The 21257-nt window shown below is 73.2% G+C and carries 22 protein-coding genes; 10 read left to right on the top strand and 12 right to left on the bottom strand.

Annotated features, from left to right (window positions below):
- Positions 1-241: 241 nt before the first annotated feature.
- Entirely contained in the window at positions 242-733 is a 492-nt protein-coding gene (locus KPL60_RS17040) for an inorganic diphosphatase (protein ID WP_226350534.1), read from the bottom strand.
- A gap of 146 nt (positions 734-879) precedes the next feature.
- Here KPL60_RS17040 and KPL60_RS17035 point away from each other — a divergent pair, with 146 nt between their 5' ends.
- Complete coding sequence (locus tag KPL60_RS17035; protein ID WP_226366440.1) at positions 880-1758, top strand: aldo/keto reductase; 879 nt, start codon at positions 880-882, stop codon at positions 1756-1758.
- On the opposite strand, the gene KPL60_RS17030 is transcribed toward KPL60_RS17035, so the two are convergent.
- Positions 1736-1924 carry a hypothetical protein gene (locus tag KPL60_RS17030; RefSeq protein WP_226366439.1) on the bottom strand — a complete coding sequence of 63 codons (189 nt, stop codon included), beginning with the start codon at positions 1922-1924 and terminating at the stop codon, positions 1736-1738. The two genes, KPL60_RS17035 and KPL60_RS17030, sit on opposite strands and share 23 nt — an antisense overlap.
- A 10-nt stretch (positions 1925-1934) precedes the next feature.
- Entirely contained in the window at positions 1935-2201 is a 267-nt protein-coding gene (locus KPL60_RS17025; RefSeq protein WP_226366438.1) for a hypothetical protein, read from the bottom strand.
- 134 nt (positions 2202-2335) lie between these two features.
- Here KPL60_RS17025 and KPL60_RS17020 point away from each other — a divergent pair, with 134 nt between their 5' ends.
- Positions 2336-2932, top strand: a complete 597-nt coding sequence (locus KPL60_RS17020; RefSeq protein ID WP_226366437.1) for a hypothetical protein — start codon at positions 2336-2338, stop codon at positions 2930-2932.
- A gap of 9 nt (positions 2933-2941) precedes the next feature.
- Here the strand turns inward: KPL60_RS17020 and KPL60_RS17015 are convergent, their stop codons facing one another.
- Together KPL60_RS17015 and KPL60_RS17010 are read right to left on the bottom strand one after the other, a co-directional pair.
- Positions 2942-4294: an MFS transporter gene (locus KPL60_RS17015; protein WP_226366436.1), complete on the bottom strand. Its 1353-nt coding sequence runs from the start codon at positions 4292-4294 to the stop codon at positions 2942-2944.
- 88 nt (positions 4295-4382) lie between these two features.
- Positions 4383-5132 carry a DUF1275 family protein gene (locus KPL60_RS17010; RefSeq protein ID WP_226366435.1) on the bottom strand — a complete coding sequence of 250 codons (750 nt, stop codon included), beginning with the start codon at positions 5130-5132 and terminating at the stop codon, positions 4383-4385.
- Between the two features lie 106 nt (positions 5133-5238).
- Here KPL60_RS17010 and KPL60_RS17005 point away from each other — a divergent pair, with 106 nt between their 5' ends.
- Complete coding sequence (locus tag KPL60_RS17005) at positions 5239-5742, top strand: very short patch repair endonuclease (RefSeq protein ID WP_374228700.1); 504 nt, start codon at positions 5239-5241, stop codon at positions 5740-5742.
- 9 nt (positions 5743-5751) lie between these two features.
- Positions 5752-6873 carry a DNA cytosine methyltransferase gene (locus tag KPL60_RS17000; RefSeq protein ID WP_226366433.1) on the top strand — a complete coding sequence of 374 codons (1122 nt, stop codon included), beginning with the start codon at positions 5752-5754 and terminating at the stop codon, positions 6871-6873.
- Between the two features lie 7 nt (positions 6874-6880).
- On the opposite strand, the gene KPL60_RS16995 is transcribed toward KPL60_RS17000, so the two are convergent.
- From KPL60_RS16995 to KPL60_RS16965, 7 genes are all read right to left on the bottom strand, one after another.
- Positions 6881-7660, bottom strand: coding sequence for a DUF6339 family protein (locus tag KPL60_RS16995; RefSeq protein ID WP_226366432.1), 780 nt, complete (start codon positions 7658-7660; stop codon positions 6881-6883).
- Positions 7657-8553 carry a hypothetical protein gene (locus tag KPL60_RS16990; protein ID WP_226366431.1) on the bottom strand — a complete coding sequence of 299 codons (897 nt, stop codon included), beginning with the start codon at positions 8551-8553 and terminating at the stop codon, positions 7657-7659. The genes KPL60_RS16995 and KPL60_RS16990 overlap by 4 nt, the downstream gene beginning before the upstream one ends.
- Positions 8550-10334: a hypothetical protein gene (locus tag KPL60_RS16985; protein ID WP_226366430.1), complete on the bottom strand. Its 1785-nt coding sequence runs from the start codon at positions 10332-10334 to the stop codon at positions 8550-8552. The genes KPL60_RS16990 and KPL60_RS16985 overlap by 4 nt, the downstream gene beginning before the upstream one ends.
- 95 nt (positions 10335-10429) lie before the next feature.
- Positions 10430-11419, bottom strand: a complete 990-nt coding sequence (locus KPL60_RS16980; protein ID WP_226366429.1) for a PD-(D/E)XK motif protein — start codon at positions 11417-11419, stop codon at positions 10430-10432.
- Positions 11416-14001 carry a Z1 domain-containing protein gene (locus KPL60_RS16975; RefSeq protein ID WP_226366428.1) on the bottom strand — a complete coding sequence of 862 codons (2586 nt, stop codon included), beginning with the start codon at positions 13999-14001 and terminating at the stop codon, positions 11416-11418. Before KPL60_RS16975 ends, KPL60_RS16980 begins: the two co-directional genes overlap by 4 nt.
- A gap of 199 nt (positions 14002-14200) precedes the next feature.
- The gene (locus KPL60_RS16970) at positions 14201-14383 is read right to left on the bottom strand and encodes a DUF4177 domain-containing protein (protein ID WP_226366427.1); all 183 of its coding nucleotides are present in this window, start codon (positions 14381-14383) and stop codon (positions 14201-14203) included.
- A gap of 33 nt (positions 14384-14416) precedes the next feature.
- Positions 14417-15142 carry a MerR family transcriptional regulator gene (locus KPL60_RS16965; RefSeq protein WP_226366426.1) on the bottom strand — a complete coding sequence of 242 codons (726 nt, stop codon included), beginning with the start codon at positions 15140-15142 and terminating at the stop codon, positions 14417-14419.
- A 138-nt stretch (positions 15143-15280) separates the two neighbouring features.
- Here KPL60_RS16965 and KPL60_RS16960 point away from each other — a divergent pair, with 138 nt between their 5' ends.
- The 6 genes from KPL60_RS16960 (at position 15281) to KPL60_RS16935 (ending at position 21247) form a co-directional block, all read left to right on the top strand.
- A complete protein-coding gene (locus KPL60_RS16960; RefSeq protein WP_226366425.1) occupies positions 15281-15916 on the top strand; it encodes a DUF3159 domain-containing protein in 636 nt (211 codons plus the stop codon).
- Positions 15913-17193, top strand: coding sequence for an MFS transporter (locus KPL60_RS16955; protein WP_226350544.1), 1281 nt, complete (start codon positions 15913-15915; stop codon positions 17191-17193). The genes KPL60_RS16960 and KPL60_RS16955 overlap by 4 nt, the downstream gene beginning before the upstream one ends.
- Positions 17190-17789: a hypothetical protein gene (locus tag KPL60_RS16950; protein WP_226366424.1), complete on the top strand. Its 600-nt coding sequence runs from the start codon at positions 17190-17192 to the stop codon at positions 17787-17789. The genes KPL60_RS16955 and KPL60_RS16950 overlap by 4 nt, the downstream gene beginning before the upstream one ends.
- A complete protein-coding gene (locus KPL60_RS16945) occupies positions 17786-19678 on the top strand; it encodes a S9 family peptidase (RefSeq protein ID WP_226366423.1) in 1893 nt (630 codons plus the stop codon). The genes KPL60_RS16950 and KPL60_RS16945 overlap by 4 nt, the downstream gene beginning before the upstream one ends.
- A 61-nt stretch (positions 19679-19739) precedes the next feature.
- Positions 19740-20198, top strand: a complete 459-nt coding sequence (locus KPL60_RS16940) for a GyrI-like domain-containing protein (protein WP_226366422.1) — start codon at positions 19740-19742, stop codon at positions 20196-20198.
- 86 nt (positions 20199-20284) lie between these two features.
- Positions 20285-21247: a ferritin-like domain-containing protein gene (locus KPL60_RS16935; RefSeq protein WP_202968221.1), complete on the top strand. Its 963-nt coding sequence runs from the start codon at positions 20285-20287 to the stop codon at positions 21245-21247.
- Positions 21248-21257 lie beyond the last annotated feature (10 nt).

Raw genomic sequence — 21257 nt, 5'->3', positions numbered from 1 at the left:
GCCTCGCACCCGGGGTCGGCCGCCCGCCGCCCGAGCGCCGCGGCCGCGCAGGTCGCCGGGTACTCGCCGCCGTCGGCCAGCAGCTCCCCGATCGTCGCCGCGTCCGCCCGGCCGGCGGCCGCCGCGACCAGGGTGAGGTTCGCCCGCGGGCCGGGCAGGCCGGAGTGCGCGGTGAGATACGCGGGCCACCGACCGGGGCCCAGCTCCCGCAGGGCCGCGTCCCAGGGGGTTCGGGAGGTGCTCAGTGCGGCGTCTCCCGGAACCGCTTCCGCGACGCCTCCAGCTCCGCCTCGGCCGCCGCCCGGTTCGCCCAGTCGGCGCCCTCGACGCTCTTGCCCGGCTCCAGGTCCTTGTAGATCTCGAAGAAGTGCTGGATCTCCCGGCGGTGGAACTCGGGCAGGTGGTGGATGTCGCGCAGGTTCTCCAGGCGGGGGTCGTGGGCCGGGACGCAGAGCAGCTTGTCGTCGCCGCCCGCCTCGTCGGTCATCCGGAACATGCCGATGGTGCGCACGAGCACGAGGACGCCGGGGAACAGCGGCTCCCCGGTGGTGACGAGCAGGGCGTCGAGCGGGTCGCCGTCCTCCCCGAGGGTGTCCTCGACGAAGCCGTAGTCGCCCGGGTACTGGGTGGCGGTGAACAGCGTCCGGTCGAGCCGGATGCGCCCGGTCTCGTGGTCCACCTCGTACTTGTTGCGGCTGCCCTTCGGCACCTCGACCAGCATGTCGAACTCCACGGGCTCCTCCGATGCGTTGGGCGTCAGGTGAAGGAGATACACGCTCGCCCGGCGGGGCGCACCCCTGCGGAGGAACGGGGACCCGGTCGGGCGGGCAGTATCGGAAGGGATCCGGTCGGCGACGACCGGGGACGAGGAGACCCGTGATGAGCAACCCGGACCGCCCCGGCGGCACCTACGCGCTCGCCGGACGCCCGGTCGCCCGCGTCGGCTACGGCGCGAGCGCGCTGGCCCGCCTGCGCGACGACCGCCCGGCCGCGGTCGCGCTCCTGCGCCGGGCCGTCGAGCTGGGGGTCGACCACGTCGACACCGCCCAGTTCTACGGCGACGGCCTGGTCAACGACCTGCTGCGGGAGGCGCTGCAGCCCGGGGACGGCGTCGTCGTCGCGACCAAGGTCGGAGCCGACCCCGACCCGGGCGGTCCGTTCCCGATGCGGCTCGCACAGCGGCCCGAGCAGCTGCGGGCGAGCGTCGAGGACAACCTGCGCAGTCTGGGCACGGACCACGTCCCGCTGGTCAACCTGCGACGGCTGGAGGGGACCTCGCGGATCCGTGCCGAGGGCGACCAGCTCGTCGACCTGGACGACCAGCTCGCCGTCCTGACCGCTCTGCGCGACGCGGGCACGATCGGCGCGATCGGGCTGAGCAGCGTCGAACCCGACACCGTGCGCCGCGCGCTCCCGGCGGGGATCGCCTGCGTGCAGAACGAGTACAGCCTCGTCGAGCGCGACGACGACGGGCTGCTCGACTTGTGCGCGGCGGAGGGCGTCGCGTGGGTGCCGTTCCACCCGCTGGGCGGGGTGCTGGCGGGCGCGCGCAGGGTCGCCGACGAGCCCGCGGTGCGCGAGGTCGCCGCGGCGGCGGGGGTGACGGCGTCGCAGGTCGGGTTGGCCTGGCTGCTCCACCGCAGCCCGGCGGTGCTGCTCATCCCGGGCACGGCGTCCCTCGCCCATCTCGAGGCGAACGTCGCCGTCGGGTCCCTGCGGCTCGACCCGGGAGCGCTCAGGGCCCTGGACGGTCACTGACCCGGTCGGACCACCCGGCCCAGCCGGAGAAGTCCAGGATCCCGGCACCGGTGAGCCGGTCGGCGAACGCGAACAGCGCGGGCGTCGCGGACGGGTGCACGTCGAGCGCCTCGCGCAGCTGCGCGCCGACGCACGGCAGGTCGGTGAACATCGTCAGCCCCCACACCGTGCAGACCTCACCGTCGGGTGAGCGGCCCGAGCGCCCGCACCCCGGCGAGCAGGTCGGCGAGACGCGCGTGGTGCTCCGGGTCGGTCGCGGCGGCGGCCACCGCGCCCCCGGCGGCCCAGGCCAGGCCCTCGACGCGGTCGTCGGCCCGGTCCTCGACCCACGCCGCCCGCAGCGGCGCGGCGAACCGGGCGACGCCGTCGGCGAGGGGGACCCGGCCGGTGACGTGGTCGTCGACGAGGGCGCGGTAGGCGGTCTCGGCGTCGTCGAAGTCCACGCGGGCGAGGCTAGTTCCTGCGCTCCGCCTCCTCCCTGCGGTGGAGACGTGAATCGTCCTCCGGACCGATTCGCCGGACCGCGACGACGGGCAGGCTCGGTCTCGTCCCCGAGCCACCTGCGAAAGGCCCCACGATGACGACCGAGAGCCCGGCCATGGTCCGGCTGCGCGACGCCGTCGGCCGCACCGTCGCGGCCGGCACCGCCCGTGCCACCCTGCTGATGGACATGTCCGGGACCCGCGCCGTGGGCGAGGCGCTCCCGCGGCGACGGCGCCCGCTCCCGGCCCTGGCGCGGGCCATCCTGCGCCGGGTGCCGCGGCAGGTCGTGACCAGCGGAGTCCTCGACCTGACCCGGCGCCGCGCCATGGTGGGCCACGACCACATCGCGTTCGTGCAGATCGAGGACCGGGTCTGGAGTGGCCGGCCGGGCCGCAGGCTCGACCGGCTGGGCCTCACCGATCCCGGCCGGATCGTCACCCCGCTGGCGGCGTTCGACCGGCTCGCCGACGTCACCGAGGCCCACGACCACGGCGTCGTCGCCGACCGCGGCGAGCGGTGGCGACGGCTGACCGTCACCACCGGCGACGGCGAGCCGGGCGAGGTGTGGCTCGACGGCGCCCACGTGCGCCGGATCCGGCTGCCGGAGCAGCGCCAGGACTCGACGACGGTGACGCTCGACGCGTTCGGCACCGACGTCGACGACCGCGACTGGACCCGGCTGCCCGGCTGAGGGCCCGGGTCAGCCGGCGGCCGCGGTCATCCGCTCGTTGTCCCGGCGCACCGTGCGGGCGGCGAGGAACAGCCCTGCCGACGCGATCGCCATCGACAGCGGCACAATCACGGCGAGGGCCTGCCGCAGCCCGTTCGCCGCGGCGTCGGCCGTGCTCGCGCCCGCGGCGAGGGCGTCCGCGGCGAACGCGTCCGACAGGGCCCCGGCGATCACCGGCCCGACCGCGCCGCCCAGCAGGTAGAACGCGGCGAAGAAGACCGCCGTCGCCGTCGACCGCAGCCGCGGCCCGACGACGTCGGCGACGGCCGGGTAGGCCGAGGTGTAGTAGAGGTACTGCAGCAGCCAGCCGGCGCCGAACAGCACGACGAACGTGCCCGTCGCCTCCGGTCCCACGGACAGCGCGAACCAGGTCAGCGGGACCGACACCAGCGTCGCGACCGCACCGACCAGCACCCGCGCACCCGCCCCGCGGCGGGCCGCCCGGTCCGAGACCCAGCCGCCGACGAGCAGCCCGATCAGCCCCGTCACACCCACGACGACGCCGGTCAGCACCGCCGCCCCGGTCAGGGACGCGCCGAAGTAGCGCTGGAACAGCGGCACGGTGAACGTGTTGACCGAGTAGGCGGCGAGGTTCGCGCCGATCCCGGCGACGATCAGGAACCACATCGTCGGGACGGCCAGGATCCGCCGGAACGGCCGGTCGACCGGTTCCGGGGTCGCCTCGACCGTGGTCGTCGACGCCGATTCGGACGCCCCGCGGCGGGGCTCGCGCACCAGGAAGAACCCGGCCGCGATGAGCAGCCCGGGGATCGCGGCCAGCACGAACGGGGCCCGCCACGTCCCGAACGCCTCGGCGATCGCACCGACCGAGAAGTAGGCGAGCACGAGCCCGACCGGCAGCCCGAGCTGGAACAGCCCGAACGCCCGCGCCCGCTTCCCCGCCGGGTAGAGGTCGGCGATCGTGGAGTTCGCGGCGGGCGCGTAGCTGGCCTCGCCGATACCGACGCCGACCCGCATCAGCAGCAGCGAGACGTAGTTCCAGGCCGCGCCGCTCGCGGCCGTCAGCAGGCTCCACGCGACGATGCCCCACCCCATGATCCGGGCCCGCGAGCGGTGGTCGGCGAGGCGCCCGAGGGGGAGCCCGCACAGGGCGTAGACGACGGTGAACGCCGCGGCCAGGACGCCGATCTGCAGGTCGGAGAGCCCGAACTCGAGCTTGACGGGCTCGGCGACGATCGCCGGGACGGCCCGGTCGTAGAAGTTGAACGTGTTGGCGGCGAACAGCAGCGCCAGCACCCGGCCGGCGTTGGGGGCCTGTTCGCCCTGCTCGGTGGGCAGGAAACGTTCCCGTTCGGTCGTCATGTGACCCCCCGGTCCTCGGCGTGGCCGCGCCGTTGCGGCCACGCCGGTCAGACTGCCCGACGGGGACGAATCCGTCACCGTCCACGGCTCACGCCCTGCTCGGGGCCACCATCGACCGGGTCCGGTCCGCGGGGTGGTCGTGCGGGCGCAGCCCGACGGGTCGCCGGGAGCGCGCCGCGGCCGCGGCGAGCGCCGTCGCGGCCGCGACGAGGGTCACCGGCACCGCGACCACTCCGACCGGGAGGACCCGGTGCAGCGAGCCCGTCGCGGCGACGGCGAGCACGAAGACCGCGATGCGGGCACCGGCGCCGGGGTTCCAGCTGCGCCCGGCCGGGTCGACCATGCCCGACACCCAGTTCGTGACGACCCCGGTGAAGTAGTTGGTGGGGGTGCCGGCCGGACCGATCCGGCGCAGCGCCGCCCCCTGCAGCCCCATCGCCAGCGTCGCCGTCCCGATCATCGGCTCCACGGGGAAGGTGTGTCCCGGCCCGCCGAGCAGCCATGCGAGACCGAACGCGGACAGGACCGCGAGCTCCAGGCCGAGCGTGACACCGACGGCGCCCCGGGCCGGCAGCCTCCGCTCGGCCAGACCGGCCGTCACGGTGCCGGCGACCAGGCCCAGCACGTAGCCGCCCAGCGCCCAGGCCGCGGGGGCGAGCACCGACACCGACCCCAGCCCCCGGCCGAGCGCGACGAAGCTGCCGGTCATGGCGCTGACGACCATGTCGTGGAACGCCGTGAACGAGGCCCCGTCCAGGGCGCCCGCCGCCGCGGCCAGCAGCAGCGGTACCGCCGCGAAGATCCGGGTCGTCCGCTTGTCATGATCTGTGGTGAGCACGGCGGCAGCATTCGGCCGTTCGGCCTAAGGTGACGCTAAGTGGCGGGCAATGATCAGCTCACCGGTCGCGGTGTCCGCCGGAGTCCGTTGCGACGGGGGATACCCGATGCCGCACAGTGGACCCATGACCGGAGCGCCACCGAGCAGTCCCGACGTGAGCCGTCGGATGTCGGCTCAGGCCCGTACGGGGACGTCGCCGGAGATGGCCCTCCGTCGGGAGCTGCATCGACGTGGGCGACGTTTCCGGGTGGAGTTCCGGTTCGACATCGACGGTCTCCGACGGCGGCGCGCGGACCTGGTCTTCACCCGGCGACGGGTCGCGGTCTTCGTCGACGGCTGCTTCTGGCACCGTTGCCCTCGCCACGCGACCTCGCCGAAGTCGAACGGCAGCTGGTGGGCGGCCAAACTGGCGACGAACGTCGCCCGTGACGCCGATACCGATACCCGTCTGAGGGGAGCCGGGTGGACGGTTGTCCGGGTGTGGGAGCACGAGGATCCGGTCGCTGCCGCGGACCGGGTGGAAACCTGCCTGGACACGGTGCCGGGTGACGCGCGGCGCGTGGTGCCGACACGGCCGCCGGCGGACGGTCTCCGGGGGGAGGGGCGATAGCATCGACCCGTGGTCCTCGATCAACCGTTCGTCCACACCCCGGCGGCCGTTCCGATCGTGGACCTGTTCGCGGGTCCCGGCGGCCTCGATGTCGCCGCCGAGTGGCTGGGGTTGCCCGCGACAGGGGTGGAGTGGGACCCCAACGCCTGTTCGACCCGTGCGGAGGCCGGTCTGCGGACCGTCCGGGGCGACGTGCGTGAGTACGGTCCGGCGGATTTCCCGCAGGCCACGGTGCTGGCCGGGGGCCCGCCGTGTCAGACGTTCACGGTCGCGGGGACGGGAGTGGGGCGCCGCGCCCTGGACCGTGTCCTCGAGCTCGTCGCGCTGATGGCGAAGGGCGAGGACGTCGCGCGACTTCTCGACTCGATGGACGACGTCCGCACCGGTCTGGTCCTGGAACCCCTCCGGTGGGCCCTCGCCGCGATGGAACGGGAACACCCCTTCGAGATCGTCGTCCTCGAACAGGTGCCCGCGGTACTCCCGGTCTGGGAGGCCATGGCCGCAGCTCTGGAGGACGTCGGGTACCGGACCGATACCGGCATCCTGCGCACCGAGCAGTTCGGCGTCCCCCAGACACGGCGCCGGGCCGTCCTCATCGCCCGGTTGGGAGGACAGCCACACCTGCCCGAGCCGACCCACCGGCCGTACCGGAGCGGCGTCCCACGCGAGGTGGGGGATCCCGGTCTCCTGCCGTGGGAGACGATGGGCCGCACGTTGGACAGGCCCCTGCCGTTCTCCGTGATCTCGAACTACGGGACGGGGGGCGACCCGAGGGCCCGTGGTCGACGCTCGTCGGACGAGCCGTCGGCCACCGTGACCGGCAAGATCCGGCGCAACCGGGTGACCGGACGGGGCGCCGTCGACGGCGACCGGTTCACCCCCTCCGAGGCCGGCATGCTGCAGACGTTCCCGCGCGACTATCCGTGGTCGGGCAACGACGTCGGCCAGCAGATCGGAAACGCGATCCCGCCCCGTCTGGGGGCGCACGTCCTGGCCGCCGCCCTCGGTCTGGATCTGGACCCTGCCGTCCTCGACGCGTGTGTCCGAAGCTCCTGGACGGACGCGGCGCTCCCACTCCTCGGCCGTCGGTCGTCCGACCTCGGCCGTCTGCAGGCGGAGCCGGCCTTCTGACCTGTCGTCAGGTGGCTGCCCCCTCGTCGTCCCGGCGTCGCAGCTCGAGCACGGACATCCGGGCCTCGGCCCGGATCTGGTCGCGGAGCTCCAGGTCGTCGAGTACGTCGAACTCGACCACTGCTCCCAGTCGGAGCAGTCGCTGCAGCAGGTCGCGCAGCACGACACGGCTCTGGAACCCGCCACGGTCGACGGTCGGCCACGTCTCCGCGACGGCCCGTACGAGCTTCCGACTGCCGCCGAGCAGAGTGCGCCGGGCGTAAATCTGGTCGAAGTCCGCCTCGCCGAACGTGTCGAGGAGACGGTAGCGGTCGCCGAACTCCTCGGGCAGGACGAGCAGGTGTGCGCGCCACCAGAGCCGCCCCCACACGTGACGGGTGATGTCGGTGGCGAGCACGCGGTCAGCGGGTGGTTCCGGGTATCGCCAGTAGGAGACGTCGGGAAGGACGACCAGGGCCATGAAGGCCCAGATCGGGCGGACGGCGGCCTCGGCGGCGACGAGTCCGCAGCGCTCGTGCAGCAGGGCTGCGATCTCCCGGTCGAACTCCGAGTGGTCACGTCGGCGGCCCCCGCTGGGGTAGCCGTGCTCCTCGGCGATCTTGACCACGCGGCGTCGCAGGTCGTCCAACACGTCGATCGGTACTCGGTGACCACCGGTCGCGGCGAACACCGCGGAGGGGTGGCGGAACGCGTGGTGCTCCCGCAGGTCCTCGACGGACAGCGTCGTGTAGCGGTAGTGGAGGTCGCGCGCCGCCTGGTCGAGCAGACGCGGGTACAGGATGCTCATGGGCCGGCCAGCAGTTGCGTCGCGTGTTGGACACGCGAGGTGAACAGGATCGGGTCGTGCCGCCGTTCGGTACGGAGCGCCTCGACGGTGCGGTCCGGGAAGGCGGTGCGCAGGACAGCCGCGAGCAGGGCACCGACGGACCCGGCCGGGTGTGCCTCGTCCGGGTCGAAGTGGTCGTCGACGAGGGCTTGTTCCACCAGCGACCGGATGACGTCGGTCCGGATCGTCGAGAGGACCCGTCGGTCGGCGTCGGTCGGGTCGGCCGCGGCCGCGAGCGCCCGGGTCACGAGCCCACGCCGTTCGTTCGCCAGCAGCAGGATGGACCCGAGCGCCTGGGCCTCGAGGTCGTGACCCAGCTCCAGGTGCCAGGTGGCGCCGTCCGGGTAGGGGAGCGTCGAGAAGTCGACGACCGACAGTGGGAACAGGACGGCGTCGCCCTGCAACAGGACCGACTGCTCGTCGCTCCAGAGCGTGCTGCCGGGGCGTCGCGGGGAGATCGGAGAGGGTGTGTCCTGACCGGCGGATCTCAGTGTCACCACGGTCCGGAGGTCGAGCCGGCCGCCGAGCTCGTCGCCCGGGAGCTCGAACTCGATCTCCACCGGGACGTCGTCCGCGGCCGGCAGGCCCTGGCGTCGGGCCAGACCCCGAAGCCCGGAACTGCTGGACGACCAGACCACCGAGAGGTCGAGCTCGGCGTCCGGGCCCAGCCCGCAGGACCGCCGTGCCCGTAGACCGTCGACGCGGAGGGGCCTGCGCAACCGCAGGGTGGTGCCGTAGTCCCAGTCGGAGATCTCGTGGCCGAGCTCGTGGAGCGAGTCCTCGCCGACCAGGAGCCACGGCCCCGTCGAGAGGACGTCGGCCGGCGGCCGACGGTAGGGGAAGACACGGCTCACGTGGAGGCCTCCGCGCGCTCGCCGACGACCGAGATGTCGGTCAGCGTGTCGGGGACGGGCAGTACTACCAGCCGGACCTCAGCCGGACTGCCGACGACGCAGGTGTCGCCACGGCACGTCCCGTCGGCGGTGGTCCAGTGCAGCACCTCGGGGCGTGAGGCGCCTGCGGGCGCCTCGTCCTCCCGCGATCGTTCACCGAGCCCGACGGAGACCTCGGCCCGCAGACTCGCCGGGCCGGGGCCGGAGACGGTGAAGTCCTGGACCAGCACCACGCGACCGTCGAGCTCGTCGACGGCCGCGTCGACGGCCGCGTCGCCGGTGGCGACGACGCGTATCCGATCCCGCGGCGCCGGGGTCGGCCGCCGCCCGGCCCCCGGAGCGGCGCCCCGGCCGCCTGCCGTTCCCGTCGACGACCCGGTCGTGGCCGGGTCGTCCGGCCGGGCGAAAGCCGCGGCGACGATCCCGCCGAGGAAGGAACTGGCGGCTCCCAGCGCCATGTCGCTCCCCGCGCGGGAGGTCGTCACACCTGCGGAGGCACGGAACCCGTCGAGCTGATCCCTGATCCGGCGGAACGTCGTCCTGATGAACGTGCGGTCGTGCCCGGTGAGCTGCTCGTCGACCCAGTTGTCGTGGGTCGGGGGCTCGGCCGCGGCGTAGACGTCGTCGAGCTCGTCCAACGCGCGGAACACTCCGGCGTAGGCCTTGTTGATCGAGCCGGTCTCGGGCCCCTTGAAGTACTTCACGACCAGCTCGGGCGACCGCATGAGGCAGATGTGGTGGGGGTCCTCGGGCACCCCGGCGCACTCTGCGGCGAGGGACCCCGACCCGGGTGCCATGGGGACGACGAAGTCCTGCTCGACGGCGAACCGGCCGAGCTTCCGTCGAGGGTTGCCGCACTCGAGGACGGTGCCGTCGCCGTCGCGTTGGCGGCGATAGGCCTGGACGAAGAGTTCGAGGGGGTAGGTCTCCGCCGGGTCCGGAACGACGAACGACGTCCCTCCCGCCACGACGTCGGGGACCAGCCGGTCGTCGCCGCGCTCGGACAGCATGATCGGCCACAGCTGCCAGGCGATGGTCTCCGCCAGATGGCGGGCCGCGTCCGCGGGTTCGTCGAAGTCGTCCAGATCCGGGTCGAGGACGACCAACGTGGTGCCGGTCTCGTCGTCGTCGAACGGCTGGAGACCGAGGCCACGGGCGACGGTGTCGGCCTCGGAGCCCCGCAGGGGCTCGACGTGGTCTCCCTGGACGTCCCCCCACCAGTGGCGCCCGGTGAACGGTCGCGAGTCGCTGTCGGCTCGGGCCCGACTGTCGAACGACTCGCCGAGTGCGATGCCGATCAGGCGGGAGGCGATCGAACCGTCGGGTTCCTCCGTCCGGGAGTAGACGAGGATCGTGCCGACCTTCGACATCCGGTACAGCACGGCCTTGCCGTAGCCGTAGGTTCCGCCGCCCTGGTCGGTGTCGCGCTTCTCCCCGACGTTGAGGACGAAGGACACCCAGTCCTTCCGATCGGTGGCCAGCTCGTCGGCGCGGGTGGGGCCGCCCAGCCCCTTGGTCCCTCGGTCCACGACCGACAGCAGGCGGAGGTTCGGCGTCCGCACGACACGTCCCACCCCGAGATGCGCCTCCGTCTCGACGGGCGGGCTGAGCAGCCGTTGCCAGTTCGGGCGGTGCGTCGGCGCGACGGTGGTCAGGTGCAGGCGGTACGTGGTCGGGACGGGTGCGTCGCGCAGGCGGGCATCCCAGGAATTCTGTGCCGTCTCGCGGACGAAAACGGTCAACGGATCGACGGGAGGCCGCCCCAACTGGTTGCGGATGCCTTCCGACGCGATGGCACCGGTCGGGGGGAAGGGCTGGGACCACCACTGCGGTGTCGTCACGAGTGCTCCAGGAACGCTCGGACGGGATCCACGTCGATCCGCGCCGAGGATGCGGGATCCGAGTCCAGGTCGAGGTCGTAGTGGACGGTTCCGATGCCGGCGAGCGCCGCGTCGTCGACCAGCCCGGGCGGGGTGATGCGCGGGAATCCGGGCCCCACCTCGTACGTCAGCTGCTCCACCGGCTCGAAGACACGGGCCCGGTAGATCTCGGCGTCCGAGCTCCGGTAGCCCAGGTCGGCGAGCGCCCGGACGAACGCGTCGCCGTCGTCGCACCGCACGAGGACGTCCTCGACCAGGTCGGGGACCGAGCGCCCCCGGTCCGTGCGCAGGCGGAACCAGGTCAGGAGGAGCCTGCCGACACCGCCGTCGAGCTGGCCGGTGCCGTGGATGCGCACGGTACGACCCTCCGGCGACGTCGTCGTCTTCACCTCCAGGGCGCAGGTGCCGCGGTGGAAGTCCTGGGCGGAACCGGAGGGGCCGGTCCAGAACGTCACCGCACCCGGATCCGACGCGACGAGGTCGCGCAGTACCAGGAGCTCCCCGAACAGGCCTGCCAGCTCCGACGGACCGAGCACCCGTCGGGCGCCGGACAGCAGGGACCGCCAGTCGCCCAACGTGCGTCGCAACGCCTGGACCGCCTGCTCGGGTGCCGCCTCGACGCGCGCGAGCACCTCCACACAGAGCGCCTGGAAGAGATCCGTGAGCCGATCGTCCACCAGACCGAGCGCGGCATAGGTGCGTCGGGTAGTCGCGTCCTCCAGTACACGGCGTCGGAGCGTGACGGCCTGTCCGTCGGTCTCCTCCTTCAGGCTGTGCCGTGCGTCGATCGGGATCAGCAGGTGCCGGGAACCGTCGTCGCGGAGTGCCACGAGCACGGATCCGTGTCGTGTCCCGACTCCGGAGGCCGCCGTCCGGTACGCCGATGTGGGGGGCTCGGCCGCGGCGGCTGTCCAGAGCGCTGCGAGTCGGGGGCCGTCCGGACTCACTCGTCGTCCTGTTGCTCGAGGACGGAGCCGTCCTCCACTTCGACGTCGACCTGCGACAGGTCCGCGCTCATGTACTCGACCTCGGAGTCGCGGCCGCGCACCTCGGGGAACACCAGGGCGACACCCATGACGACGTCGTCGGTGGGGGCTGCGAGCGCGACACGGTTCTTCAACCGTGCCGGCTCCGAGCGGGGCTCGATCGGGTACAGCAGGACGAGGCCCTCGGCCGGACGCTGAGCGCCGCGCAGGGCGAGGAGATCCTTCCTGGTGAGCGAGCTCGCGTGGTCGGTGGCCAGGTCGAGCGCCTCGTCACGACGGCTGCTGAGGGTCTTGATGTCGGCGACCCCGTCGAACGTGGTGTCCGCGTCGTAGTGGAGCCGCGCCCGTCGGACCATGCGGACGTCGACACCGCTGCCGAAGTCGCACCGCTTGGTGTCGGCACCCTCCATCGAATTGCCGACGACCCCGACGCTCCACCGGCCGAGCGAGCCCTGACGCACGCGACGACGGATGTACTCCGCGATCCGGCGGCTGTCGCCGTCGGACGAGCGCTCGTGGAAGGAGTACGCGGCGAGGAAGTCGAGCACGTCGTCGTGCGGGACCCCGGTGAACAGGGCCGACTCGCCGGTCGAGGGCGTCCCCACTCCGCTCCGCACCGCGGCGGCCACCAGGTCCCGGCCTGCTCGGGCGTTGCGGGCCAACCATTCCCCGCCGGTCGGGGAGACGTCGTAGAAGCGGGACTCGACGAGGAGCCCGCCGTAGGCGGCCGCCGCCTTCACCGCGCTGGTCATCTTCGCCTTCGTCGTGATGCTCATCTTCGGATGCGTCCGGAGCCGCACGGCGAAGTTCAACGGGGTGACGCCGGGGTTCATGTACCGGTTGATGTCCTGACGCATCTCGGCCTCGACGGTCGCCAGGTGGGCGAACCATTCCCGCAACTCGTCGGTCATCCAGATCCGGGGAAGGTCGCCGTAGTGATTGCGGTAGCCGAACCAACGGCCCATCTGCAGCAACGTGTCGTAGGCGGAGACGGCCCGCACGAACAGACTGGAGATCAGACCTTCGAGGGTGAGGCCACGGGACAGTGTGTTCCCGCCGACGGCGATGGCGGTCACCGGACCGGACTCGTAGTCGAGACGGTCCGTGCTCCGGTAGTTGTCGATGATCACACGCGTCTCGCGGACCACGTCCTGCAGGTGCAGGAGCAGGGCGTCGAACGCCACCGGCGTCTCGTCGAAGTCCTCGGCGGGGACCCGCCGGGTCTCCTCCTCCCAGGTCGTCCGGAGTCGGCCGAGGAGGGTGGCGTCACCGCCGTCGAGGTCGCGGAGCATCCGCATCCGGAGGTCGAGCAGCGGGTCCTTGAACCGGTCGTGGACGACGGTGTCGGTGGTGGTGTGGATGAGCATCGTCGAGTGCGGATTGCCGCCGCCGCGTACCCGACGCGCCGCCGTCGCCAGCCAGAACCACTCGACGGCCCTGCGCAGCGAATGGGCGGTGCCCGGGTGGAAGTCGGTCGCCTCCTTCTTGTTCCGCGGCTTCAATTCGTCGATCTCGGCGTCGGGGACGGTGCGGATCATGTCGTAGCCGCCGTCCAGCGTGGACGCGTCCTCACCGGGCAGGAGCTCACGGCCGAACAGGACCTCGGTGCCGTGGTACCCGCTCGGCTGCGGGAGGTTGACGATGAAATCGCGCGGGTAGAAGTCGTTCTCGTCCGCGGGATTGATGAGCAGGTTGGCGAACGGCGTCGCCGTGTACCCGATGTAGCCGACCTTCGGGAAGTTGTTCAGGACGTCGAACAACAGCGGATTGATCTTGGTTGTCGCCACCGTCGACTGGTCGGCCTCGTCGTCGATGATCAGGGTCGGACACTTGTCCAGGTACTCGCCCGCCGAGGCCAGCCAGTTGCGCAGCTTCCGCAGGACGGTGGCGTTCTTCTTCACCACCATCAGCAGGTGCTGGTCCTTGGCGGCGAAGAAGGCCTTCGGATTGCCCGGTGGGACGAAGTCGTGCCGGTCGTTGGTGACCTCGTACCACTTGCCGGGGTTGGCGTGGACGAGGTCGCCCGCGAGCCGGGTCTGCGTCTGACGCCGCAGGGTGTTGTGGATACCGGACAGGACGATGAACAGCTTGTAGCCACGATCCGCGGCCTTCGCCATCACGGCGGTGAAGTTGGTCGTCTTCCCCGACTGCACGTAACCGACGACCAGGCCGCGGGTGCGGTAGGACTCCTGCTTGGGGTGGTCGAGCAGTGCGACGACCTTCGTCGACGCCGCGTCCACCGACTCGATGTTCTCCACGCCGAAACCCTTGCGGTCCATCGACGCCCGGATGGCGGGCCAGTTCCGGTCCTTGGCCATGTCGGGACCCGTGTACCAGGTGAGACGACCGTCCATCCAGACCGACGGCGGCTCCTCGAGATTGCGGATGCGTACCGTCTCCGCCTCGTGACGCTCCCGGATCCGGTCGATCATCTCCGGCGGCTGGCCCATCAACTGGAGGTCGTCGAGGGCTTCCCGGGGCGAGCTGGTGTCCGCGTACTTCAGGAAGATCTTGTAGATCTTCGAGACCTGCTCGTCCGTCACGCCGTCCGCCACATCGCGCCCTTCGCCTCACCGGAACCGGTGGCGTGAGGCTATCGAGCACGTACGACGCCGTGTGACGACCTCACCCCGTGCGGTGATAACCGAAGGACTGGCGCCATACGTTACACACGGTGGCGGACCCCCCTCTCGGGTTGAAGGATGTTGCGGCGCAACGGCTCCTGTCCCGCCGCCGTGATGATCACCCCCGCGCCCGCTTCATGATCACCACGACCTCGAGCGCCTGCCCGTTGCCCGACGAGGGCACGAGGGTCCCGACCGCCTCCCAGCCCTGCGTCCCGAGCTCGTTCAGCTCCTTCTCCATCCCGGCGTAGTCGAAGCCCTTCCAGCCGAGCTTGTACTTCAGCAGCTTGTGGTCGAACATCTCTCTCCCTCTCGATCGAGCGGTGGACAGCGGTCAGTGGTCGGTCCGCAGCAGCGCCGCGACCCGGACGAGGACGTCGACCTGGGCCGGGTTGTACAGCTCCTGCATCGCCGCGTTCGTCGTCTCGGCGAGCACCCGGGCGCCGCGCGGGGCGTCGTCGTCCGGGCCGCGCAGCTCCGGGTGGGCCTCCTGCACCCGACGCACGTGCGGCAGCATGCGTTCGGCGAGGTCGCGGCGGACGTCCTCCCCGGCGTCGGCGTGCAGCGCGTCGAACTCGCCGTCGGTGGGGTCGGCCGGCATGTCGCGCAGCAGCGCGCCGTACGCGGCGAGCTTGCGCGGCCCCATCACCCGGGTCATGAGCAGCACCAGCGAGCGGTCCGCGTCGGTCAGCGACGACGCCTGCGCGGGCACCAGCTCGACCGGCAGGTCCGCCGGTGCGCGCCGATCCAGGATCGCGGCGAGCTCGACGCGCGCTCGCTGCAGCCGGTCGACGGTGGCGGCCAGCTCGGCGTCGAGCGTGCGCAGCGCCTGTTCGGGGTGGTCGCGGTCGTCGAGGGTGTCGGCGATCTGCGGCAGCGAGAACCCGAGGTCGGCCAGGCGTTTGATGCGCAGCAGCCGGACCAGGTGCTCGACGCCGTACTGCTTGTAGCCGTTCGCCCGTCGCGCGGGCTCGGTCAACAGCCCCACCTCGTGGTAGTGCCGCACCGCCCGCAGGCTGGTGCCGGCCAGCTCGGCGATCTCCCGGGTGCTCCAAGTCATGGGGCGAGCCCACACCGTGCCGTCGCGGCACGGTCAAGCCGGCAGTGACCTGAACCACACGACGGGCCCTCGGGCTTGAGTGTGCCGTGGCGGCACGGCCTTCCCTCGTTGCAGCACATCACGACGAGGGAGGACGGCATGACCATGACCGAGCCGCAGCACGACAGGACCCGCGACCGCGCCACCCCGAGCCTGCTCGATCAGATGGGCGGGACCGCGGGGTTCGTCTACTCGACGATCCCGGTGATCGTGTTCGTGACGGCGAACGCCTTCCTGTCCCTGCCGATGACCATCGGCATCGCCGTCGCGACCGGTCTGGCCCTGTTCGGGTACCGGCTGCTGAAGCGGGAGAAGTTCAGCTCGGCGGTCGGCAGCCTGCTCGGCGTCGCGCTGGCGGCCGGGATCGTCGCCTGGACCGGGTCGGCGCGCGACTTCTTCGTGATCGGCATCTGGGCCTCGCTGGCCGGGTTCGTCGTCACGGCCGGGTCGCTGCTGGCCCGCCGGCCGATCACCGGCGTGATCTGGAACGCCGTCCACGGGGGCACGCACCCCTGGCGCTCGACGCCCGCGGTCCTGCGGGCCCACGACCTCGCCACCGGTGCCGCGGCGCTGGTGCTTGGCGCCCGATTCGGGATCCAGCAGTGGCTCTACGTCGCCGAGGCCACCGGCGGGCTGGGCATCGCCCGGGTCGCCATGGGCACCCCGCTGACCGTGCTGGCCGCGCTGGTGGTCGTCTGGGCGTTCCGGCGCAGCACCAAGGCCCTGGTCCGGTGAGCACGCTGCGACGCAGCCCGGCGCTGTGGCTCGCCGCCTACGGGCTGACCCTGCTCGGCGGCGGGATCATGGCGGCGGTCCTGCCGCTGCTGGTCCTGCAGCGCACCGGGGACGTGCTGGCCGCGGGCGTGCTGGCGACGGTCACCACCACGGCGTCCGCGCTGACCGGGCTGGTCTCGGGGCTGGTCGTGGACCGGGTCGACCGCAGGCTGGTCACCGTCGTCGCCGGGGTCCTGGGGGCCGCGGTGGTCGCGGCGCTGCCGGTCGTCGACGCGCTGTGGGGGCTCGGCATGACCGCCTTCCTGGTGCTCGGCGTGCTCGGCGCGGTCGTGCGGGTGCCCGCGATGACCGCGCAGGAGGTCCTGCTGCCGGCACTGGTCCGGCTCGACCCGCGGCCGGGCCGGCTGGACCGGCTGATCGCGCTGCGGGAGAACCTGGCCAACGTGCTGCTGCTGGCCGGACCGGCGATCGGCGGCCTGCTGGTCGCCCTGGCCGGCCCGGCGTCGACGGTGCTGGTGGTGACGGCGTTGACGAGCCTGCTCGCGGCGCTGACCGCGGCGCTGCTGGACCCGCGGGCCGGGCGGGTCGAGGTGGTCCTGCGCACCGCTCCGGGGGGTGCGGTGCGCAGGGCCGTGCGGGATCTCGCGGCGTCGTGGGTGTTCCTCGCCGGGCAGCGGCTGGTGCTCGGGGCGACGCTGGTGTCGGCGGTGCTGGTCGCGGTCATCGCGGCCCTGCAGACGACGCTGATGCCCGCCTACTTCACGGCGCTGGACCTGCCCGCGCTCGCCGGGCTGACGCTGAGCGCGCTCGCCGCGGGCGGGCTGGCCGGCTCCGTGCTGTACGCGGCGCTGGTGAACCGGGTGCGGCGCCGGACCTGGTTCGTGCTCGGGATGCTCGGCTTCGGCGCCGGGTTCGCGCTGGTCGGGAGCCTGGCCTCGCCGTGGGTGGTGCTCGGCGCCGCCGCGCTCGTGGGGTTCACCAACGCCCCGGTCGGCGCGGTGCTCGGGGTCCTCACCATCGAGGCCACCCCGGACGCCCTGCGCGGCCGCGTCCTCGGAGCGCAGAACACCCTGCTGCTCGCCGCGCCCGCGCTGACCGCGGCGCCGGTCGCGGCGCTGGCCTCCGCGGTCGGCCTCGGCGCCGCCGGGATCGCGCTCGCCGCGGTCGCGGTCGGCACCGCGCTCGTCGCGCTGGTGGCGCCCGCGTTCCGTGACCTCGGCGAACCGGGTGCGGCCGACGCCGCCGCACCGGCCCCGGCGACGGCGGGTGCCCGGTGAGCCCGCGGCTGCGGCCGCTGCGCCGCCACGAGATCCTGACCCGCTCGGTGTACGCGGCCCCTCTCCCCGAGCCCGGCGGGCCCGGCGCGATGTGGACCGTCGAGGTCGACCAGGCACGGGACTGGGACGCACGCCTGTACCGCGACGGCGAGCAGGTCGCGCGGGCGGAGATGCCGGCGTCGCTGCCGGTGCCGGGCGGCCGGATCGAGGTCGACGCCGGCCTCTACGGCATCACCCGGATGCACCTGGTCACCCCCGACGGCGGGGAGCGGCGGCTGCCCCCGGTGCCCGGCACGCTCGAGTACCGCCGCGCGCGGCTGGCCCGCCGCTCACCCGCGGTGAGCCGCACGATCGCCGCGGTCGCCGTCGTCGTGCTGCTCGTCAACCTCGTCCTGGCCATCCCGGTGGCGCCGGAGATGCTCACCGGCATCGACGCCGTCGCCGCACGGTTCGGGACCTTCACCTCACCGGTCACCCTGCCCGGCTGGCTCAACACGGGCCTCCTGGTCGCCGGCGTGGTCGCCGCGGCCGAGCGCGCCCTCACCTGGCGCCGCCACCGCGTCGTCGACGCCGAGACGATCTGGACCGCGCTGTGACCGGCACCCCGACCCCGGAGACCACCATGGCCCCGCCCGACCGGATCCCCGCCCGCGACCTGCTGCGCATGCCCGACCGCACCGCCGCCACGATCTCCCCGGACGGCACCCGCATCGCCTTCCTCGCCCCCTGGAAGGGGCGCCTGAACGTGTGGGTGACCGACGTGGACGGCGGCGACGAGCGCTGCGTCACCGCCGACGAGACCCGCACCGTGTTGCGCTACTTCTGGACCGACGATCCCCGCTACCTGCTCTACCTGCAGGACACCGGCGGCGACGAGAACTGGCACGTGTTCCGCGTCGACCTGACCGCGCCGGACGCGCCCGCGGTGGACCTCACCCCGTTCGAGGACGCGACGACCTTCGGCCTCGAGCAGCGCCCGGAGCGGCCCGGGACGCTGCTGCTGCAGAGCAACGCCCGCAACCCCGTCGAGTTCGACCTGTGCGAGCTCGACGTCGCGACCGGGGAGATGACGGTGCTCGCGCAGAGCCCCGGCCCCGGTGACGGCTGGACCCTCGTCGGCGACGAGCTGCTGCGCGAGACGATGACCGACGACGGGACGGCGCAGGTGTGGCGCGGCGAGCAGCTCGTCGCGACCGTCGACGGCGACGCCCATCCGCTCGGCGCGTACCCCTACGAACCGACCCCCGACGGCACCGGAATCTGGATCGGCACCTACGGCGACGGCGACCGGCTGCACCTCGGCCGGCTCGACACCAGGACCGGCGAGGTCACCGAGGTCGACCGGCACCCCGAGCACGACATCGACATCCGCGCCCAGATCTTCCCCAGCCTCCCGTCGGCGCTGATCCGCCACCGCGGCACCGGGGAGCTGCTCGGCGTCCGCTACCTCGGTGCGCGCCAGGAGATCCGGGCCGTCGACCCGGACTTCGCCGAGGTGCTCGTCGCGCTGCGCGACCTGTGCGACGGCGACCTGTCCAGTGTCTCCGGCGACGTCGAGGGCCGACGCTGGGTCGCGACCTTCGTCCACGACCGCGACCCCCAGACCTGGTTCCACGACCGCGCCACGGGGGAGTCGCGGCTGCTGTTCCGCCCGCGCGCCGACCTCGACCCGGCACAGCTCGCGCCGGTCGAGGCGTTCACGATCACCGCCCGCGACGGCCGGGAGATGCTCGCCTACCTGACGCTGCCGGTCGGCGTCGCACCCGAGGGGCTGCCGTTGGTGCTGATGCCGCACGGCGGGCCGTGGGCTCGGGACTGGTGGGGCTTCGACGCGAGCGTGCAGCTGTGGGTGAACCGCGGCTACGCGGTGCTGCAGCCGCAGTTCCGCGGCTCCTACGGGTTCGGCCGCGCCCACATGGAGGCCGCGGTCGGGGAGTTCGCCGGCGCCATGCACGACGACCTGATCGACGCCGTCGACTGGGCCGTCGCGCGCGGGTACGCCGACCCGGACCGGGTCGCGATGTTCGGCGGCTCCTACGGTGGCTACGCCACCCTGGTCGGCGTCGCGTTCACCCCGGACCGGTTCGCCGCGGCGGTGGAGTACGTCGGCATCTCGAACCTGGCGGACTTCCTGCGCACCGTGCCGGAGTTCACCCGGCCCGGCCTGGTCAACAACTGGTACCGCTACGTCGGCGACCCGGCCGACCCGGCGCAGGAGGCCGACATGCTGGCCCGCTCGCCGATCACCCGGGTCGACGACATCCGCACCCCGCTGATGGTGGTGCAGGGCGCCAACGACGTCCGGGTGGTGCGCGCCGAGTCCGACAACCTCGTCGCCGCGCTGCGTGGCCGCGGGGTGGACGTGGAGTACCTGGTGTTCGACGACGAGGGGCACGCCATCGTCAACCCGGAGAACCTGGCCACCATGTTCGAGGCCGCCGACCGCTTCCTCGCCACCCACCTCGCGCCCCGCGCGGACCGATGAGTCCGCCCGCCCGGAGCGGTCCACCCCGGTGGACCACCCACCCCGCCGGAAGGACCCGTCCATGACCACCCCCGAGCTCGTCGAGGTCACCGCCCGCCCCACCGCCGTCGTCCGCGGCAGGGTCCCGGTCACCGACCTGCCCGCGTTCTTCGACCGCGCCTACTCCGTCCTCCCCGGGACCGTCGCCGGGCAGGGGGTGACGGTGAGCGGGCCGGCGTTCGCGCTGTACCGGGGGCCGCTGACGGCGACCGCCGACCTCGAGACGGGGTTCCCCACCGACCGGGAGGTCGTCCCGGACGGCGACGTCGTCGCCGGCGCGCTGCCCGCCTGCCGGGTGGCCCGCGTCGTGCACGCCGGTTCGTTCGACGGGCTCGGCGCCGCCTGGCAGCGGCTGGGGGAGTGGGTCGCCGGCCAGGGCCTGCGCGGCGGCGACGTGTTCTGGGAGGTCTATCTCACCGAGCCGTCGCCGGACATGGACCCCGCCGACCTGCGTACCGAGCTGAACATGCCGGTGGTCTGACCGGAGCGGCACCGGCGGCAGGAGTGGGACCGCGGATCGCGGGTAGGCGCGGTCCGACCCTGTCGCCGCCGCAAGAGGACGTGTTCGTGACCGATACCGCCGCCGTGGTCGCCCAGCTCCGTGTGCTGGAGCAGCTGACCCGCACCGAGAACCGGATCGCGGGCCTGCGCACCGTGCAGGCCCGCACCGACGAGACCCGCCGCGAGCTCACCGACAACGCCCGCCGCGCCGAGGCCCGTCTCGGTCGCATCCAGGACGCCCTGCGCGAGCTCGACGCCGTACCCGACCTGGTCGGTGCCGTCGGCGGCCGGATCCTCGCGTTCGTGAAGAGCCAGGTCGAGCAGGCCCAGCGCTTCGACGAGGCGCTGCTCGGCGACCTCGCGCTGGAGCGGCAGCTGCAGGACCGCGCCCGCTACCTGCAGGCGCTGACCGCGTCGGGGCCCGACCGGGTGCACCGCCTCGCCGGTGAGCTCGTCGAGGCCCACACCGAGACCGTCGAGTGGCTGACCACCGTGCTCGCCGAGGAGGCCGTCGGCGGGCCCGCACCGCTGCGGGCCACCCCGCTGCAGGTCGTGCGCGGCGCCGTCACCGACGTCGTGCGGCTACCGGCCCGCCTCGGCGCCGTCGGCCTGAACCGGGCCGGGCACGAGCTGACCCGGGCCGGGGAACGGGTGCGGCGCACCGCGTCGGCACTCGGCGACGGCGCCGACCGCGCCGGACGCGACGCCGCCGACGTCCTCGGGTCCGGGCTGGACGCCGCCCTGGAGCGCGCCGAGGACATCGCCCGCCGCGAGCGGGCCGGCGACACCGCCCGCGCCCTGCACGACACCCGCCGGTCCCGCGGCGCGCTCGGCGCCGGCGAACTCCCGGTCGACGGCTACGACGACCTGTCCGTCCCCGACGCGGCCCGCGCCGTCCGCGAGCTCGACAGGCCCGAGGACGTGCAGGCCGTGCTGCGCTACGAGGAGCAGCACAAGAACCGGGCGGGCGTGCTCACCGCGGCCCGCACCCGGCACGCCGAGGTGGCCCGCGAGACGGTCGCGCACTGACGTGGCGCCC

This window comes from Pseudonocardia sp. ICBG162 (assembly GCF_020496225.1).
GTDB classification, from domain to species: domain Bacteria; phylum Actinomycetota; class Actinomycetes; order Mycobacteriales; family Pseudonocardiaceae; genus Pseudonocardia; species Pseudonocardia alni.
The sequence above is the reverse complement of the archived record's forward strand: the minus strand, read 5'-3'. Positions and strand labels throughout refer to the sequence as shown.